Source organism: Kribbella sp. CA-245084 (genome assembly GCF_050942355.1).
Classification (GTDB): Bacteria; Actinomycetota; Actinomycetes; order Propionibacteriales; family Kribbellaceae; genus Kribbella.
In genome coordinates, this window is sequence record NZ_CP192053.1 from 7,960,245 (window position 1) to 7,975,700 (window position 15,456).

16 protein-coding genes are annotated in these 15,456 nt (G+C 67.5%); 10 read left to right on the forward strand and 6 right to left on the reverse strand.

Annotated elements, in window-relative coordinates:
* Nucleotides 1-96: 96 nt before the first annotated feature.
* Nucleotides 97-822, forward strand: a complete 726-nt coding sequence (locus ACQPYH_RS38035) for a TetR/AcrR family transcriptional regulator (protein WP_432881770.1) — start codon at nucleotides 97-99, stop codon at nucleotides 820-822.
* Nucleotides 823-841: 19 nt separating this feature from the next.
* Here ACQPYH_RS38035 and ACQPYH_RS38040 read toward each other — a convergent pair whose 3' ends face one another.
* Both ACQPYH_RS38040 and larE read right to left on the reverse strand, forming a co-directional pair.
* Nucleotides 842-1,225 (reverse strand): cold-shock protein, encoded by a 384-nt coding sequence (locus ACQPYH_RS38040; protein ID WP_432881773.1) that lies wholly within the window; start codon nucleotides 1,223-1,225, stop codon nucleotides 842-844.
* Nucleotides 1,226-1,352: 127 nt separating this feature from the next.
* On the reverse strand, nucleotides 1,353-2,828 hold the full coding sequence (gene larE / locus ACQPYH_RS38045; RefSeq protein WP_432881776.1) for an ATP-dependent sacrificial sulfur transferase LarE: 1,476 nt from the start codon (nucleotides 2,826-2,828) through the stop codon (nucleotides 1,353-1,355).
* 116 nt (nucleotides 2,829-2,944) lie between these two features.
* On the opposite strand from larE, the gene ACQPYH_RS38050 reads away from it, so the two are divergent.
* Both ACQPYH_RS38050 and ACQPYH_RS38055 read left to right on the forward strand, forming a co-directional pair.
* Nucleotides 2,945-3,538, forward strand: a complete 594-nt coding sequence (locus ACQPYH_RS38050; RefSeq protein ID WP_432881779.1) for a TetR family transcriptional regulator — start codon at nucleotides 2,945-2,947, stop codon at nucleotides 3,536-3,538.
* The gene (locus tag ACQPYH_RS38055) at nucleotides 3,535-4,485 is read left to right on the forward strand and encodes a R2-like ligand-binding oxidase (protein WP_432881782.1); all 951 of its coding nucleotides are present in this window, start codon (nucleotides 3,535-3,537) and stop codon (nucleotides 4,483-4,485) included. The genes ACQPYH_RS38050 and ACQPYH_RS38055 overlap by 4 nt, the downstream gene beginning before the upstream one ends.
* Here ACQPYH_RS38055 and ACQPYH_RS38060 read toward each other — a convergent pair.
* Complete coding sequence (locus ACQPYH_RS38060; protein ID WP_432881785.1) at nucleotides 4,456-5,658, reverse strand: MFS transporter; 1,203 nt, start codon at nucleotides 5,656-5,658, stop codon at nucleotides 4,456-4,458. The two genes, ACQPYH_RS38055 and ACQPYH_RS38060, sit on opposite strands and share 30 nt — an antisense overlap.
* A gap of 37 nt (nucleotides 5,659-5,695) precedes the next feature.
* Here ACQPYH_RS38060 and ACQPYH_RS38065 point away from each other — a divergent pair, with 37 nt between their 5' ends.
* Nucleotides 5,696-6,574, forward strand: a complete 879-nt coding sequence (locus ACQPYH_RS38065) for a LysR family transcriptional regulator (RefSeq protein ID WP_432881788.1) — start codon at nucleotides 5,696-5,698, stop codon at nucleotides 6,572-6,574.
* A gap of 107 nt (nucleotides 6,575-6,681) precedes the next feature.
* Here ACQPYH_RS38065 and ACQPYH_RS38070 read toward each other — a convergent pair whose 3' ends face one another.
* The gene (locus ACQPYH_RS38070; RefSeq protein WP_432881791.1) at nucleotides 6,682-7,107 is read right to left on the reverse strand and encodes a winged helix-turn-helix transcriptional regulator; all 426 of its coding nucleotides are present in this window, start codon (nucleotides 7,105-7,107) and stop codon (nucleotides 6,682-6,684) included.
* Nucleotides 7,108-7,154: 47 nt separating this feature from the next.
* Here ACQPYH_RS38070 and ACQPYH_RS38075 point away from each other — a divergent pair, with 47 nt between their 5' ends.
* The gene (locus ACQPYH_RS38075) at nucleotides 7,155-8,306 is read left to right on the forward strand and encodes an MFS transporter (RefSeq protein ID WP_432881793.1); all 1,152 of its coding nucleotides are present in this window, start codon (nucleotides 7,155-7,157) and stop codon (nucleotides 8,304-8,306) included.
* Here ACQPYH_RS38075 and ACQPYH_RS38080 read toward each other — a convergent pair.
* Nucleotides 8,242-9,864: an AMP-binding protein gene (locus ACQPYH_RS38080; RefSeq protein WP_432881796.1), complete on the reverse strand. Its 1,623-nt coding sequence runs from the start codon at nucleotides 9,862-9,864 to the stop codon at nucleotides 8,242-8,244. The two genes, ACQPYH_RS38075 and ACQPYH_RS38080, sit on opposite strands and share 65 nt — an antisense overlap.
* 230 nt (nucleotides 9,865-10,094) lie before the next feature.
* Here ACQPYH_RS38080 and ACQPYH_RS38085 point away from each other — a divergent pair, with 230 nt between their 5' ends.
* The 3 genes from ACQPYH_RS38085 to ACQPYH_RS38095 are packed head-to-tail and all read left to right on the forward strand — an operon-like array spanning nucleotide 10,095 to nucleotide 12,617.
* Nucleotides 10,095-11,552: a restriction endonuclease gene (locus tag ACQPYH_RS38085; protein ID WP_432881798.1), complete on the forward strand. Its 1,458-nt coding sequence runs from the start codon at nucleotides 10,095-10,097 to the stop codon at nucleotides 11,550-11,552.
* A 58-nt stretch (nucleotides 11,553-11,610) separates the two neighbouring features.
* Complete coding sequence (locus ACQPYH_RS38090; RefSeq protein WP_432881801.1) at nucleotides 11,611-12,240, forward strand: nucleotidyltransferase domain-containing protein; 630 nt, start codon at nucleotides 11,611-11,613, stop codon at nucleotides 12,238-12,240.
* A complete protein-coding gene (locus ACQPYH_RS38095) occupies nucleotides 12,240-12,617 on the forward strand; it encodes a HEPN domain-containing protein (RefSeq protein WP_432881804.1) in 378 nt (125 codons plus the stop codon). Before ACQPYH_RS38090 ends, ACQPYH_RS38095 begins: the two co-directional genes overlap by 1 nt.
* Here the strand turns inward: ACQPYH_RS38095 and ACQPYH_RS38100 are convergent.
* Complete coding sequence (locus tag ACQPYH_RS38100; protein ID WP_432881806.1) at nucleotides 12,610-13,458, reverse strand: DUF6454 family protein; 849 nt, start codon at nucleotides 13,456-13,458, stop codon at nucleotides 12,610-12,612. The genes ACQPYH_RS38095 and ACQPYH_RS38100 overlap by 8 nt on opposite strands.
* A gap of 77 nt (nucleotides 13,459-13,535) precedes the next feature.
* Here ACQPYH_RS38100 and ACQPYH_RS38105 point away from each other — a divergent pair, with 77 nt between their 5' ends.
* Both ACQPYH_RS38105 and ACQPYH_RS38110 read left to right on the forward strand, forming a co-directional pair.
* A complete protein-coding gene (locus tag ACQPYH_RS38105) occupies nucleotides 13,536-14,150 on the forward strand; it encodes an SIMPL domain-containing protein (RefSeq protein ID WP_432881808.1) in 615 nt (204 codons plus the stop codon).
* A 60-nt stretch (nucleotides 14,151-14,210) separates the two neighbouring features.
* The gene (locus ACQPYH_RS38110; RefSeq protein ID WP_432881811.1) at nucleotides 14,211-15,446 is read left to right on the forward strand and encodes an Nramp family divalent metal transporter; all 1,236 of its coding nucleotides are present in this window, start codon (nucleotides 14,211-14,213) and stop codon (nucleotides 15,444-15,446) included.
* Nucleotides 15,447-15,456: the final 10 nt, after the last annotated feature.

A 15,456-nucleotide genomic window follows, 5' to 3' on the forward strand; every position in this document is an offset into this window, starting at 1 on the left:
CCTCCGAAGATTTATCTGTCTACGCCGCACACTGTGTGCGCCATACACAGACCATACACAAGACTGTCTATGCTGTAAACAGATAAGGTGGTGACCATGGAAGAGAGCGAACTGCCGCGGGTGCTCCAGCAGCTCTGGGGATTCGAGGGGCGGAGCCGGCCTGGGCCGAAGCCGGCGTTTCAGGTCGGCGACATCGGTCGCGCGGCGATCAAGCTCGCGGACGCGGGCGGGCTCAGCGCGGTCTCGATGAGCAAGGTGGCCGCCGAGCTGGGCGTGACCACGATGGCGCTCTACCGGTATGTCGAAGCGAAGGACGACCTCTACATCGTCATGCTCGACGAGGCGTTCGGCCTGCCACCGGATGTCAGCGACGCGGAGGACTGGCAGGACCGGATCACGACCTGGGCCGAGGCATTCCGGTCCGCGCTGCAGGCGCACCCGTGGATCCTGCAGGTCCCGGTGTTCGAGCCGCCGCTGTCACCGAACCAGCTGGTCTGGATGGAGGAGGGCCTGCGCGCGTTCGAAGACACGCCGCTCACGCCGAGCGACCGGCTGTCCGCGATGCTCCTGGTCAACATCTACGTCCGCGGTACGACGGGCCTGAGCGTGAACATGCTCAACCTGCCGCCGCAGGAAGCCGCAGCCGCCGGCGAACGCTACGCCCGCCGCCTGCGCATGCTCGCGACACCGGAGCGTTTCCCCGCGATCAAGGCGACCCTCGACGGACCGCAGGACTTCATCGACAACGACCCGACCGAGTTCCATTTCGGGCTGACCACGGTCCTCGACGGCATCCAGACCCTGATCAGCCGGCGCACCTAGAAGCCGGGCCCAATCACAGCTAGAAGTCGAGCTTGTCGGCGACGCCGCGCAGTACCGTGGCCACCTGCTTGGCGGACTTGTTGTCGGGCTGGCGGCCGCGGCGGTAGTTCTCGCCGATCCGGTCGAGGAGCTTGATCAGGTCCTCGATGACGACCTGCATGTCCTCGGGCTTCGGGCGCATCGCCTTCGCGACCGACGGCGGAGGGTCGATCAGCCGGACCTGCAGGGCCTGCTCGCCCTTGCGTCCCTCGACGACTCCGAACTCGACCTTCTGCCCGGGCTTCAGGTTGGTGACACCGGCCGGCAAGGCCTCGGCGCGGACGTAGACGTCCCCGCCCTCCTCCTTGCTGAGGAAACCGAACCCCTTGTCGGAGTCGTACCACTTCACCTTGCCAACGGGCACGGGAACCTCTTCAGTAATCGTCGTCGGAAGCAAGCGAGCCGCAAGGCCCGCTCAGGAAACCCAGCGTACGTGACCCGGCGCAACCGCGCCTCCGGGAAACTACCTGATCCGGCAGTCTTCCCGCACCTCACAAACTCCGATACTTTTCGGGATCCGCGAGCCGCTCGTTCATCGACCCGGACCGGAACCCGCGCGGGTCGACCTGCGCCGCCGCGAACCCTTCGGCCATGACCGCATCGACCAGCTCCCGGTGGTCGACCCGATCGAGGAGCGCGGCGTCGATCTCGATCGAGGCGCTCTCGCCGAGATCACGCACCCGCACGTTCTGCACGTCGTACGACGCAAGCCGCCCGCGGACCGCCTGCTCGGCGCGGTCCACCCGCACAAGCAGGTTCGGCGTGATGCGGATGCCGTACGCGATCCGGCTCGACAGGCACGCCGCGGCCGGCTTGTCCGAGGTCTCGAGCCCCCAGCTGCGCGACGCCGTACGGATCTGCGCCTTGGTCAACCGCGCGTCCCGCAACGGCGTCAGCGCACCGCGCTCGAACGCGGCCCGGATCCCCGGCCGGAAGCCGGCGATCGCGTCGTCGGCGTTCGTCCCGGTGGCGATCGCGGTGATGCCGAACTCGTCCGCGATCGGCTGCAGCGTCTCGATCAGCTCGGCCTTGCAGAAGTAGCAGCGGGCACCCGAGTTGGCCTGGTACCCCTCGCGCTCCATCTCGTGCGTATGCGGGCTGACATGCCGTACGCCGAGAGTGTCGGCGAAGCGCGCGGCCGGCTCCAACTCCGCCGCCGGAAGCGACGGCGATACGGCGGTCGCCGCGACGACGTTGGCCGCCCCGATCGCACGCGCCGCGGCCGCGAGCAGGAACGCCGAATCGGCGCCACCGCTGAACGCCACGACCATCTTGTCGTACGACGAGAGCCGCTTCATCAACGCTTCCAGCCGCTGCTCGAGCACGTACTCATCGAGCCAGGCCGGGAACTCCGTGAGGTCGTTCAGTACGACGTCAGCGCCGTACGCCCGCAGCTCGTCCGCGGTGAACGGACCGGTCGCGACCGACACCGCCAGCGCGCCCGCCGCGTGCGCTCCGTCGATATCGGCGGTGTGATCGCCGACGAAGATCGTGGCCTCGTGCTCGCGCAGCGCCGTACCCTTCTCGGCTCCGTGCAGATCACCGACCGGCTCGTCGACGTCCAGGCCGAGGTGCTCGAGGTGCAGCCGGACCGACGGGGTGTACTTCGCGGACACGACCATCGTCCGCCCGCGCAACGCCCGGATCGCGGCCAGCGACTCGGCGACGCCCGGCAGCGGCAGGCTGCCCGTGATCGCGTGCGACGGGTAGTGCTCGCGGTACCGCGCGACCATCGCGTCGACCTGCTCCGGCGGGAACCAGTTCGCCATCTCCCAGGTCAGCGGCGGCCCGAGCCGGCTCACCACCAGGTCGGTGTCGATGTAGACCCCGGTCTCGGCGGCCAGCAGGTCCCAGACGGCCTGGATCCCCGGCCGGGAGTCGATCAGCGTCATGTCCAGGTCGAATCCGACCACGAGCTCCGGCACATCGGCGGCGGTCGGGGCGGGCTGGATCTCGGCGGTTGACACGTCCCCAACCCTACGTGCTCCGAATGAACCACCGGCAGCCGAGACCAAATTGGACATTCGGCGACATTCTGTCCGAGCACTTGACATCGGAGGCTGTTTTGTAAACCCTCGACCTCATGACCTCGTTTGCCGATCGGACCAAACGCCGGCTGCGTGACGAGCTACTCGACGCGGCGCAGGAGGCGGTCGTCGCCGGTGGGTACGACGGACTCCGGATGGCCGAGGTCGCTCGCCGTACGGGCGTCTCCCGTCAGACCGTCTACAACGAGTTCGGCGACAAATGGGGGCTGCTGGAAGCAGTCGCGGCCCGGGAGACCGAACGGTTCCTGCTGGATGTCAACACCGCAATAGCCGAGCAGTCCGACCCGATCGACGGTCTGCGGGCCGCGGTCGAGCGGGCGCTCACGCTGGCCGGCGAGAACCCGCTGATCAAGGCGGCGCTGAGCCAACCCGGATCCGACCAGGCCAGTCAACTGCTGACCACACGGGGGCAGCAGGTCATTGAACTGGCCCACCTCCGGCTGGGTGCCCACGTCAGGGAGCACTGGCCGGAGGTTCCCGCAGAGGACGCGACCAGCTGCGTGGACGTCGCCTTGCGCGTCGTCATCAGCCACATCGTCACGCCGGGCCCTCCCCCGGCGGCGGTGGCCGATCAGCTGGCTCGCGTCCTCTCACCCTTCTTAGCCGAGTCCCGGAGGTTGCACGTATGAACGACCTGCATCGGAAAGGCTTCACCACGCTGAAGGCCGGCGGCCTCAACTGGGACGCGCTGCCGCTGCGCCTGTTCGACAAGGGCAACCGCAAGTTCTGGAACCCGCGTGACATCGACTTCAGCCAGGACGCGAAGGACTGGCAGGAGCTGAGCGCGGACGACAAGGACAACGCGTTGATGCTCTGCTCGCAGTTCATCGCGGGCGAGGAGGCGGTGACCGAGGACCTGCAGCCGTTCCTGCAGGCGATGGCTGCCGAGGGCCGGTTCGGCGACGAGATGTACCTGACCCAGTTCTGCTTCGAGGAGGCCAAGCACACCGCGGTCTTCCGGCTCTGGCTCGACGCTGTCGGCGTCACCGACGACCTGCACCACTACGTCGAGAACAACCCCGGGTACCGCGCGATCTTCTACGAGGCCCTGCCCGTCGCGCTGAAGTCGCTGGCCGACGATCCGTCACCGGGCAACCAGGTCCGCGCCTCGGTCACCTACAACCACGTGGTGGAAGGGACTCTGGCCCTCACCGGCTACCACGCGTGGAACCTGCTCTGTACGGCGCGCGGCGTACTGCCCGGCATGCAGGAGTTGATCCGCCGGATCGGCGACGACGAGCGCCGGCATATGGCGTGGGGCACGTTCACCTGCCGTCGGCACGTCGCCGCGGACGAGGGGAACTGGAAAGTCGTCACCGACACGATGGAGGAGCTCCTCCCCCACGCGCTGACGCAGATCCAGTGGGCGATGGACAACACCGCCGCGCTCCCGCCGGAGATCAACCCGACCGCGCTGATGACATACGCCGGTGACCGCGCGACGCGTCGACTCGGCGCGATCGAGTCGGCTGTCGGCGCCGACGTGGCCGGGATCGACCTCGACTACTCCCCCGAGAAGCTCGAGGACGACTTCGGCGACGAGGACTCAGCCGCGCTGGCGGCGGTTCGCCAGTAGAACGATCAGCGCTGCCGTCGCCAGTACCGCGGGAAGCCAGGTGACCGTCGTCGTACCGAGGTGGTCGGCGACCTGGCCGCCGGTGAAGGCACCCAGCGCGATGGATCCGTTGTAGACGCCCACCAGGACAGCGGATGAGGATTCGGGGGCGTTGGGCGCGGCGGCGTGTCCCCATGCTTGCGTGCTGACGCTCGTTCCGCCGTACGCCAGGCCCCACAGGATGAGCAGGAGCAGCGAGCCTGCCGTGCCGACGAAGGGCAGTGCCGCGGTGGCGAGCGCGATACCGGCGGCGATGACCGCGAGGGCGCGGGTCGGGCGGAGGGCGCCGGTGAGGAAGTTGCCGACGACACCGGCCACGCCGTACGCGAGCAGGAAGGCGCCGATCAACGCCGGACCGGTGTGCGGCTCGATCAGCGGACGGACATAGGTGTACGCCGCGAAGTGGCCGGTCACGATCAACGCGACGAGGACCAGGCCGACGCGAACGTCCTTGATCTGCAGGACTTCTCGTACGTCGGACAGCTGGACCGATCGCTCAGGGGCGAGGTTCGGGAGGAAGGCTACGAGCGCGGCGGCGAGGCCGAGTGAGAGCAGCCCGACTCCGACGAACGCCCAGCGCCAGCCGACGAGCTCGCCGACGTACGCACCGGCCGGAATGCCAAGCACAGAAGCGATTCCGATGCCGCTGAAGATGAGCGAGGTCGCCGGGCCGGCCGCGTGCTCGGGTACGACGCGACGCGCGAGCCCGATCGTCAGCAGCCAGACGCCGCCGATCGAGATGCCCATCAAGACGCGGGCTGCGATGAAGACCCAGTAGACCGGTGCGATTGCGGCGACGAATGCCGCGAAGGCGAGCAGCACCATCAGTCCGCCCAGGACTGCCCGGCGGTCCCGCCTGCCCAAGACCAGCGGCAGGACGGGCGCGGCCAACGCGGAGACCACGCCGGTTGTGGTGAGCGCCAGGCCGGCGGTGCCTTCCGATACGTGAAGCGATCCGCCGATCGGAGTGAGCAGGCCCACGGGAAGCATCTCGGCCGTCACCACGGTGAACACCGTCGCCGACATGACTATGGATGCAATCCAGCCCCGGGTGTCCACCTCGTCCGCGCAGATCGTCGTCATACCTCCAGTGAGCGGCCGCAAGGCGACCCGGAACAACGGCGATGTGGTCATGCTTGTATTAGCTGAGCTAATCGATGAAGGTGGAACCATGGCCGTCGAGATCCGCGAACTGGAGTGCTTCCTGGTGCTCGCGGACGAGCTCCACTTCGGCCGTACGGCGGAACGCCTGTACCTCTCGCAGAGCCGGGTCAGCCAACTGCTCCAGTCACTGGAGCGCCGCATCGGCGGGCCGCTGTTCGAGCGCACGAGTCGCCGGGTCGCGCTGACGCCGCTCGGCAAGGAGTTCCTGACGTCGCTGCGCCCGGCGTACGCGGCCTTGGAGCGAGTCGTCGAAGCCGCCCGCGAGTACGCCGCCGACACCAAGGGCAAGCTCCGGATCGGCTTCCAGGGCACGGCGAACGACGAGATCCTCGGCGCGGTCGGCGGGTTCCAGTCGCGCAACCCGAACTGCTTGATCGACGTCTGCGAGATCCCGCTGAACGATCCGTTCGGCGCGCTCCGGCGCGGTGAGCTCGACGCCGCCGTCGTACTGCTGCCGGTTGCGGAGGACGACCTCGTGGTCGGCCCGATCTTCTCCCGCCAGCCGCAGACGCTCGCGGTGTGCACGCAGCACCGGCTCGCCGGCCGCGCCTCGATCGACGCCGAGGACCTGGCCGGCGAGACCCTGATCGCGTACGCCGGCCCGGCGCCCGGCTACTGGCGCCAGGCCCAGGCGCCGACGCAGACACCCGGTGGAGCGCTCATCCACCGCGGTCCGGACGTGAAGACCCTCCAGGAAGGTCTTTCGCTGATCGCCGCCAATCGCGGCGGCATGATCATCTGCCGGCCCACCGCCGCCCTCAACGGCCGCGCCGGCATCGCCACCGTCCCCCTCACCGGCCTCCCGGACTCCGCCCTCGCCCTCATCTGGCGCCGCGGCGAAGACACCCCCTCGGTCAAGGCCTTCGCCGAACACCTCAGCAGCTAGCTCGACAGGTAGTGCACCGGGTGTACGCCGTACGCACGGGGCAATCCACGCTCAGGTGCACTAATCACCACCCGACACCTCCTGTCGAGCTGCACATCAACCGCCGGTCAGAGCTTGTGGACCTCGGTGTCGGCGGGGGCGAGGAGGCGGCCGTCGGCGGCGTGGATCTCCAGCGGTCTCAGGGGCTTGTGGTTGCGGCGGTCGACGAGTTCAGAGTGGGGCTCATCAGCGGCGAACGCGAACGCCTCGCCCCACTGGCGGAGGGCGACGATCACGGGGAACAGCGCCTCGCCTTTGGCAGTCAGCTCGTAGCCGGATGGCACCTGTTCGAGGATGCCGTTCTCGACCAGCGCGCGCAGGCGGGCGCTGAGGATGTTCTTCGCCACGCCCAGACTGCGCTGGAACTCGCCGAACCGCCGGCTGCCGTCGAACGCGTCCCGCACGATCAGCAGCGACCACCAATCGCCGACCGCGTCCACCGAGCGCGCGACCGGGCAGCTCTCCTCGTCGAACCGGGTCCGTTTGACCACCATTCACCTCCTGGTTGCAACATGCTACCAACATCTCATACGGTAGCAACATGCAACCAAGCAGACTGTTCCTCGCCGTCGCGGCCGGGGTGGCGGTCGCGACCGTGTACTTCGCCCAGCCGCTGCTCGTGACGATGGGCACCGATCTCGGGATCGCCCCGGGAACGGTCGGGGTCTTCGTCACCGTCACCCAACTCGGGTACGCCGCCGGCCTGTTCTTCCTTGTCCCGTTGGGCGATCTGCTCGACCGCCGCCGGTTGATCCGCCGGCAGTTCTTGCTGCTGGCAACCGCCCTGCTGCTGACCGGGATCGCCCAGAATGCCGCGATGCTCCTGGCCGGGCTCGCCGCCGTCGGCGCGCTCGCCGTCGTGACCCAGTCCCTGGTCGCGTACGGCGCTTCACTGAGCGCGCCGGCCGAGCGCGGTCGCACGGTCGGAATGATCACCAGCGGGATCGTGCTGGGCATCCTGCTCGCGCGCACGGTCTCCGGCGTCGTCACCGATCTCCTGGGCTGGCGAGCGGTCTACCTGATGGCCGGTGCTGCTTGCCTGGTCATCGCCGGCTGCCTGACCGGCAGTCACGAACGCCCGTCGTCGCGCCTGACCTACGGCGAGCTGCTCCGCTCCACGATCAACCTCTGGAGCGAACCGTCGTTCCGCGAGAGCGCCATCCGCGCCTTCTTCATCTTCGGCTCGTTCAGCACGCTGTGGAGCGCGATCGCACTGCCGTTGACTTCGCGGTCGTTGTCGCACACAGAGATCGGCGCGTTCGGGCTGATCGGTGCGGCCGGAGCATTGGCTGCCGGCCCGGCCGGCCGACTGGCGGATCGTGGCCATGGGCAACTGGTCACGCTGATCGCGTCGGTGCTGCTAGCAACGAGTTGGATTGCGACGGCGCATCTCCTGGTGGGGTTGGCGATCGGCGCGGTCCTGCTCGATCTCGCCGTACAGGCCATTCACGTCACGAACCAGAGCCTGATCTATCGGCCGGAGCTCGGGAGCCGGTTGATCGGCGGCTACATGGTGTTCTACTCGTTGGGCAGCGGGCTGGGCGCGATCGCGTCGACCGCGCTCTACGAACGCGCCGGCTGGAGCGCTGTCTGTCTGCTCGGTGCGACCTTCGGCGTCGGCAGTTTAGTCACGTCAATCCGAGGAGCTCGACGGAGCGCTCGCGCATCTCGACCTTGCGAATCTTGCCCGTGACGGTCATCGGGAAGTCGTCGACGAGCAGGACGTACTTCGGGATCTTGAAGTGCGCGAGCTTGCCGGTGGCAAAGGTTCTGACGGCGGCGGTGTCGAGGGGGTCGGCGCCGGGCTTGAGTTTGATCCAGGCGCAGAGCTCCTCGCCGTACCGTTCGTCGGGGACGCCAATGACCTGGACGTCGGCGATCGACGGATGGGTGTAGAGGAACTCCTCGATCTCCCGTGGATAGACGTTCTCGCCGCCGCGGATGACCATGTCCTTGATCCGGCCGACGATGTTCACGTACCCGTCCTCGCGCATCGTCGCGAGATCGCCCGTGTGCATCCAGCGGGCCCGGTCGATCGCCTCCGCGGTCTTCTCCGGCTCGTCCCAGTACCCGAGCATCACGGAGTACCCGCGGGTGCACAGCTCGCCCGGCTCGTTCCGCGGTACGACGAGGCCGGTGGCCGGGTCGACCAGCTTCACCTCGACATGAGGCATGACGCGGCCGACAGTCGACGTACGGCGGTCGAGATCGTCGTCGCGCCTGGTCTGCGTTGACACCGGGGACGTCTCGGTCATCCCGTAGCAGATCGCGACCTCGGCCATGTGCATGTCCGCGACGCAACGCTTCATCACCTCGACGGGGCAGGGCGATCCGGCCATCACGCCCGTACGCAGGCTGGTCAGGTCGTACTCCGCGAAGTCCGGCAGACCGAGCTCCGCGATGAACATCGTCGGTACGCCGTACAGCCCCGTGCAGCGCTCGTCCTGCACGGCCTTCAGCGTCGCGGCCGGATCGAACGCCGGGCCGGGGATCACCATGCACGCGCCGTGAGTGGTGCAGCCCAGATTGCCCATCACCATGCCGAAGCAGTGATAGAAGGGCACCGGGATGCACAGCCGGTCGTCCGCGGTGAACGCGATCGTCTCGGTGACGAAGAAGCCGTTGTTGAGGATGTTGTGGTGGCTGAGTGTCGCGCCCTTCGGGAATCCCGTCGTCCCGCTGGTGTACTGGATGTTGATCGGATCGTCGAAGGACAGCTCGGCCTCGCGGGCCTGGAGCGCGTCGACGGTGATCCGGGAAGCGTCGTCGCGGAGTGCGTCCCAGTCGCCGGTGCCGAGGTAGATCGTCTCCTCCAGCGCGGGGCACTTCGGCCGGACCTCCTCGACCATCTCGCGATAGTTGCTGGTCTTGAATTCGGTCGCGGAGACAAGCATCCGGACGCCGGACTGGTTCAAGGCATAGGCCAGTTCGTGAGTCCGGTACGCCGGGTTGATGTTCACCAGGATCGCGCCCATCAACGCGGTCGCGTACTGCGTGATCGTCCATTCGGCCTGGTTCGGCGCCCAGATGCCGACCCGGTCGCCCTTCGCGATCCCCCGCGCCAGCAGGCCGCGCGCGACGAGTTCGACCTCCGCGCCGAACTCGTCGTACGTCCAGCGCCTTCCGGTCTGGACCTCCACCAGGGCCTCGCGATCGCCGTACTCGTTGATCGTTCGCCTCAGGTTGGCGCCGATCGTTTCACCCAGCAACGGAACCTCGGACACCCCGGACGCGTACGACGGAAGGCTCATCTTTTTATCGTCACCTCGCTCAGATGGCTCTGCAAGTGCACGTCCGGTTGGAAACAGGGGGTCTCCCTCCCCCTCCTCAGTCTTTCCTTCCCTCAACGGGAGCGACAGCGAAGGTGCACGTGCAGCGGGAAACAGGGGGTGGACGGCAAGCAATGTCATGACCAACTCTCTGTCACAACGGTAGCGCTGTGTGGTTGGACCGTTACATTAGTTGTGAGAGGTGTGAGGCGATGGACCGATCGATGGAAGGTCACGCCCGCAGCGACCGTCCGCCGCGGCGTTCTGCCGAGGCGGCTCAACGTACCGCTGCGGTACAGGAACGCGTCCAAGCCCTGGGCAACATCCTGGCCGACGCGCTGGCCGTCGATGTCAACGGCACCGATCTGCAAACCCTCAAACGGGCTCACCGGCGGGCTCCACCGACCGTCTCGCCGGCCGATCTCGAAGCGCATCCCGGACCTGTCTGGGATGCGTTCGTGCCCCACCCACCGGTTCGCTGGTGGGGCGCCCAGCGCCGGTTCTCCCGCCGGCTCGCCGATGCGGAGGACCGGTTCGCGGAGGCGATCGAGCGGCACCGGGCGTCCGAGGAGACCCGGCGCGAGCGGGTCGCCAAGGCACTGCGGGAGCAGGTCGAGCACCAGCGCCGGCTCGACGAGGCAACCGCGGAACAGCATGCGCGGATCGACGCGTACGAGCGCGCGGTGGCGAACCGCGGCCGGGCGGCGGTGACGCGCTACTTCACCAAGGCGCTGGATCGGCTGCCGGACCCGCTGGACTTCCCCCGCAGGCGCAAGGTCGGGTACGTGCCCGAGTCGACGCTGCTCGCGGTGGAGTGGGACCTCCCTGACGTCAGCGTGGTGCCGGCTGAGGCGTCGTACCGCTATGACCGCGCTGTCGACGCGGTGCTCGCCGTACCGCGCGATCCTCTCGAGCTGCGGCGGCTGTACCAGCAGCTGGTCGCGCAGCTGGCCTTGCGGGCCTTGCACCTGGTCTTCGGTAGTGACAGGTACGGCGTGGTCGACACCGTCGTGTTCAACGGGATGGTGGAGTCGGTGGACCTCACCACCGGGCAGACCGTGCGGCCGTGCCTCATCACCTTGCGGGCAACGCGGGAGCAGTTCGAGGCGCTAGTCCTGGACCAGCTGGATCCGGTGGCCTGCATACGGCACTACTTCGCTGCAGAGGTGTCACGGCACCCGGAGGAGCTGCAGCCGGTGGAGCCGGTGCTGGAGTTCGACCTGGCCGATCCACGCACCATCGAGGCAGTGGACGTGATCAGTGAGATCGACGCCCGCCCCAACCTGCTGGACCTGAGCCCCGAGTCCTTCGAACACCTCGTCCACAACCTCCTGACCCGCATGGGCCTGGAGACCCGCCTGTTCCGCCGCGGCACCGACGGAGGAATCGACTGCGTCGCGTACGACCCCAGGCCGATCACCGGCGGCAAGTTCGTCGTACAGGCGAAGCTCTGGACCCGCACCGTCCCCCCGTCCGCCGTCCGCGACCTCTTCGGCACCGTAGTAGACGCCGGCGCCACCAAAGGCATCCTCATCACCACCTCCGGCTTCGGCCCCACCAGCTACCAGTTCGCCAACGGCAAACCCCTCCAACTAATAGACGGCACAGCCCTCCTCTCCCTCTGCCACCTCCACAACATCCCCGCCCGAATAATCCCGAGAGCCAGCTGACAATGCCCTAAAAAGTGGGCATATGCCTGATATAGTGGGCACTGGAGGTGAGGTGTGCATGCGGTTCTCAGAGCCGATGTCCAGTGTCGTTCCCGGATTGCACGGCCGGGTCCTCGGAGTGCTCGCGCGGACCGATCGCGCACTGACAGGGCGATCCGTTGCCGCGCTACTGCATTCGCCGGCAAGTCCGAGCGGAGTGCAGAAAGTGCTGGATGACCTTGTGCGCAACGGTGTTGTCATCGCTGAGCCGGCTGGTCGTGCTCGGCTCTACACGCTCAACCGGGATCACGTGGGCGCTGCGGCCATCGATCAGCTCGCGCGGCTCCGCGACGTACTGCTTGAGCGGATCAAGGCCGAAGCGGAATCGTGGACGATACCCGCGAAGGCGATCTGGCTGTTCGGGTCGACGGCTCGTGGACAGGGAGATGCCGACAGCGACCTCGATCTGCTGATCGTCCGGCCGGACGACGTCGACGACTCGGAGCCGGGCTGGCTCGAGCAGGTCGAAACCCTGTCAGCGCACGCAAGTCTGTGGTCCGGCAACTCGTGTGAAGTCGTCGAGTACAGCGCGGAAGAGATCCGCGACCTCATCAGCCACGGCGAGCGCATCGTGACCGAGCTACGCCGCGATGCACTTCCGATCGCCGGCCGCACACCACGGCAAACCCTCGACCGAAAGGCGGGCTAGTGACCGCGCTCGACGAAGCCCGAGCGCACCTGGCAAAGGCTCGCGAGTTCCTCGAAGCCGCCGATCTGACGAACGACCTCCAGCTCTACAACGCAGCAGCATCCAATGCCGTCACCTCAGGCATCAACTCCAAGGACGCGATATGCCTTACCCTCACCGGCCGGACCAAGAAGTCTGACAACCACGCCGAGGCGATCGCGGAGCTGAAAGGCGCCGGATCGGCCGGCCGGGACAGCAGCGCGACGCTGGCCCGGCTCCTGAGGCTCAAGTCCAAGTCGCAGTACCAGGTTGCTTCGGTGTCTGCCGCGGATGCAGCAAAGAGCATCGACTGGGCCACACGATTGTTCGAAACCGCCAAAAGCGTCGTCTCTACTTGAGTGGGGTTTCGTAGATCTGGAGTTCGGTGCCGTGGGGGGTGTCGCCGTCGTCGGGGGCGGTGATGAGGCGGAGTTTGTCGGGGGTGGATTCGAGGGCTACTGGGTTGCGGGTGGCGTTGTGGTTGGTGGTTGGGGAGAAGTACGGGAACGGGATCTCGTGGAGGATGCGGTTGGTGCGTAGGTCGAGGAGTGCCAGTCCGCCGAGGTCGTACGACGTGTTGTTCGGGCCGGGCAGCGTGGTCACACCGCCGCACAGCTGCTTGCCGTCGGCGGTGTAACTGCAGTCCTGGTAGTCGACGAAGTGCGACGCGTTGGCGAGCTTGCTGAGCTGCTTGCCGGTGGGAGTCCAGCTGTAGAGAGTGCGGGAGCCCCAGCTCACCCCGTGCACGTGACCGGTCGTCCGGTCGCGCACTACTCCTCCGACGTGGTCCTGCACCCGGAAACGCTCGGTCACCTCGTACGTCGTCGGGTCGACCGTGTAGACGATCGCCCGCGAGTCCGGCCGGTACTCCGCCACCGGCACCCACAGGTCCTTCCCGTCGAAATCCAGTCCACCCGGGTGGTACGCCGTACCCTCGCCGAGCTGGATGTCCTGCTTGAGATTCCCCTGCCGATCCATGGCGAACAGATGCCCGATCCCCGCGCCTGGCGTCCGGTCGTACCCATCCACCGGCACCGGCGCCTCCAGCACCTCGACGCTGGTCATGAAGATCAGCTCCCCCACCAGCGCGATCCCCTGCGGGTGGTAGGTCGGGAACTTCAACGGCACCCGCTCCACAAGCGCCCACGCAGTACTGCGATCGGTGGCCTGGAACGCACGCGTCAAGTCAGAGTCCCGCATCAAAGGCTCCTCGCTCGATAGTCGATGGTGAAGTGTGTGATGCCCAGGTGACTTCCAGGTGATGCAGACTGGCCGCTATGGACACAGGGGTAAATGTTGTCGGGTCGGGGCAGGTTACTGGGGCGCCGGATCTGTTGCGGATCTCGTTCGGGGTCGAGCATGGGGCGCCGGATGTGGCTTCTGCGGTTGCTCGGGTCGGGGAACGGACCGACGCGGTGATCGCTGCGCTGCGGGGTCAAGGCGTGGAGCAGTCGCAGCTGGGGACCAGCGCGGTAAGCGTCTACCAGGAGTTCAAGGGGATGGAGGCCGACGCGCCGTACCGGGCGTCGCACACGATCACCGTCGTGACCAAGGACCTGACCGGGTTCGGCCGGCTGCTCAATGCGGCGGTCGATGCTGCAGGCAACAACCTGGCGCTGCACGGGCTCGAGTTCGACATCGAGGACAAGGCCGAGCTGCTGACCCGGGCGCGGGAGCTGGCGTTCGGGCAGGCGAAGGCGAAGGCCGAGCATCTAGCCGCTCTTGCGGGCTTCTCCCTCGGCTCGGTCTCCGCGATCGCGGAGACCCAGGCACACGCCCCCTGGGTCTCTCAGTCGGTGTCCCTCGGCGGCAAACAGGATGCCGGGGTGAACATCGTGCCCGGCGGCCAGGAGGTTCAGGTCTCGCTGCAGGTGCAGTTCGCCTGGGCGTAACGCGCGTCTCAAAAGCAGAACAAGGGTTGCGTTGTCGGTGCCTTCGTAGAGACTTCTCTCATGTATGCACCGGCGCCGCTGCGGCGGCAACTGAGTCGGTCCGGGCTGTTACTGCTCGGACCGGCCTTCGTTGCGGCCGTTGCGTACGTCGATCCGGGCAACTTCGCGACGAACATCGCGGCCGGCGCTACGTACGGTTACCTGCTCTGCTGGGTGGTCGTCGGCGCCAACCTGATGGCCGTCCTGGTGCAATATCTCGCGGCCAAGGCGAGCATCGCCACCGGGCGGACCCTGCCGCAGCTGTGCCGTGACCACTTCCGGCGGTCGACGTCGACCGGGCTGTGGGCGCAGGCCGAGGTGGTGGCAATCGCGACCGACCTGGCCGAGGTCGTCGGCGGTGCGATCGCACTGAATCTGCTGTTCAAGATCCCGCTGCTGCTCGGCGGCGCGATCACCGGCGCGGTGTCGTTCGCCTTGCTGATCTATCAATCGAAGCGCGGCCAACGCCCGTTCGAGGCAGCGATCATCGGCCTGCTCGCCGTCGTACTCATCGGCTTCGTGGTGTCGACGGCCAAGTCGGATCCGTCCGCGACCGGCGTGGTCGGCGGCCTCGTGCCCCGCCTGGACGGGACGCAGTCGCTCGTGCTCGCGGCCGGCATGCTCGGCGCGACCGTGATGCCGCACGCGATCTGGCTGCATGGTGCGCTCGTCACCGACCGCCACTGGAAGAGCATCCGCTCCCAGGAAGGCAAATCCCGGGTACTGCGTGCTACCCGACTCGACGTGGCAATCGCCATGGCGCTGGCCGGCGCGGTCAACCTGGCGATGGTCGTGCTGGCCGCGGCCGCCTTGAAGGGCACCGGCGCCGACTCGCTCGACGCGGCTCATCTCGCGATCGGCGACCGCCTCGGCCAACTCCCGGCCTTGTTGTTCGCGCTCGCCCTGTTGGCCAGCGGTTTCGCCTCCTCCTCGGTCGGGACGTACGCCGGTTCGGTGATCCTGGACGGCTTCTGGCGGCGCCGTGTCCCGCTGGCGGCCCGCCGTTTGATCACGCTGATCCCGGCCCTGGTGGTCCTCGCGATCGGCATCGACCCGAGCCGCGCACTGGTCGTTTCGCAGGTGGTCCTGAGCTTCGGCATCCCGTGCGCGCTGTGGCCGTTGGTGAGATTGACCGCATCCCGGCGCGTCATGGGTAACCTTGTCAACCGCTGGGCGACTACTCTCGCGGCATGCCTGGTAGCGACCGCCGTCACGGCCCTCAACGTCGTACTGATCGTGCTGACCATTCGGGGATGACGTGACCCGG

Excerpts from the sequence above, each read along its gene's own strand:
- ACQPYH_RS38035 (WP_432881770.1), top strand. The coding sequence starts at position 97 with ATGGAAGAGAGCGAACTGCCGCGGGTGCTCCAGCAGCTCTGGGGATTC.
- ACQPYH_RS38105 (WP_432881808.1), top strand. The coding sequence starts at position 13,536 with ATGGACACAGGGGTAAATGTTGTCGGGTCGGGGCAGGTTACTGGGGCG.
- ACQPYH_RS38050 (WP_432881779.1), top strand. The coding sequence starts at position 2,945 with ATGACCTCGTTTGCCGATCGGACCAAACGCCGGCTGCGTGACGAGCTA.
- ACQPYH_RS38060 (WP_432881785.1), bottom strand. The coding sequence starts at position 5,658 with ATGACCACATCGCCGTTGTTCCGGGTCGCCTTGCGGCCGCTCACTGGA.
- ACQPYH_RS38070 (WP_432881791.1), bottom strand. The coding sequence starts at position 7,107 with ATGGTGGTCAAACGGACCCGGTTCGACGAGGAGAGCTGCCCGGTCGCG.
- ACQPYH_RS38085 (WP_432881798.1), top strand. The coding sequence starts at position 10,095 with ATGGACCGATCGATGGAAGGTCACGCCCGCAGCGACCGTCCGCCGCGG.
- ACQPYH_RS38065 (WP_432881788.1), top strand. The coding sequence starts at position 5,696 with ATGGCCGTCGAGATCCGCGAACTGGAGTGCTTCCTGGTGCTCGCGGAC.
- ACQPYH_RS38075 (WP_432881793.1), top strand. The coding sequence starts at position 7,155 with ATGCAACCAAGCAGACTGTTCCTCGCCGTCGCGGCCGGGGTGGCGGTC.
- ACQPYH_RS38080 (WP_432881796.1), bottom strand. The coding sequence starts at position 9,864 with ATGAGCCTTCCGTCGTACGCGTCCGGGGTGTCCGAGGTTCCGTTGCTG.
- ACQPYH_RS38090 (WP_432881801.1), top strand. The coding sequence starts at position 11,611 with ATGCGGTTCTCAGAGCCGATGTCCAGTGTCGTTCCCGGATTGCACGGC.
- ACQPYH_RS38100 (WP_432881806.1), bottom strand. The coding sequence starts at position 13,458 with ATGCGGGACTCTGACTTGACGCGTGCGTTCCAGGCCACCGATCGCAGT.
- ACQPYH_RS38055 (WP_432881782.1), top strand. The coding sequence starts at position 3,535 with ATGAACGACCTGCATCGGAAAGGCTTCACCACGCTGAAGGCCGGCGGC.
- ACQPYH_RS38110 (WP_432881811.1), top strand. The coding sequence starts at position 14,211 with ATGTATGCACCGGCGCCGCTGCGGCGGCAACTGAGTCGGTCCGGGCTG.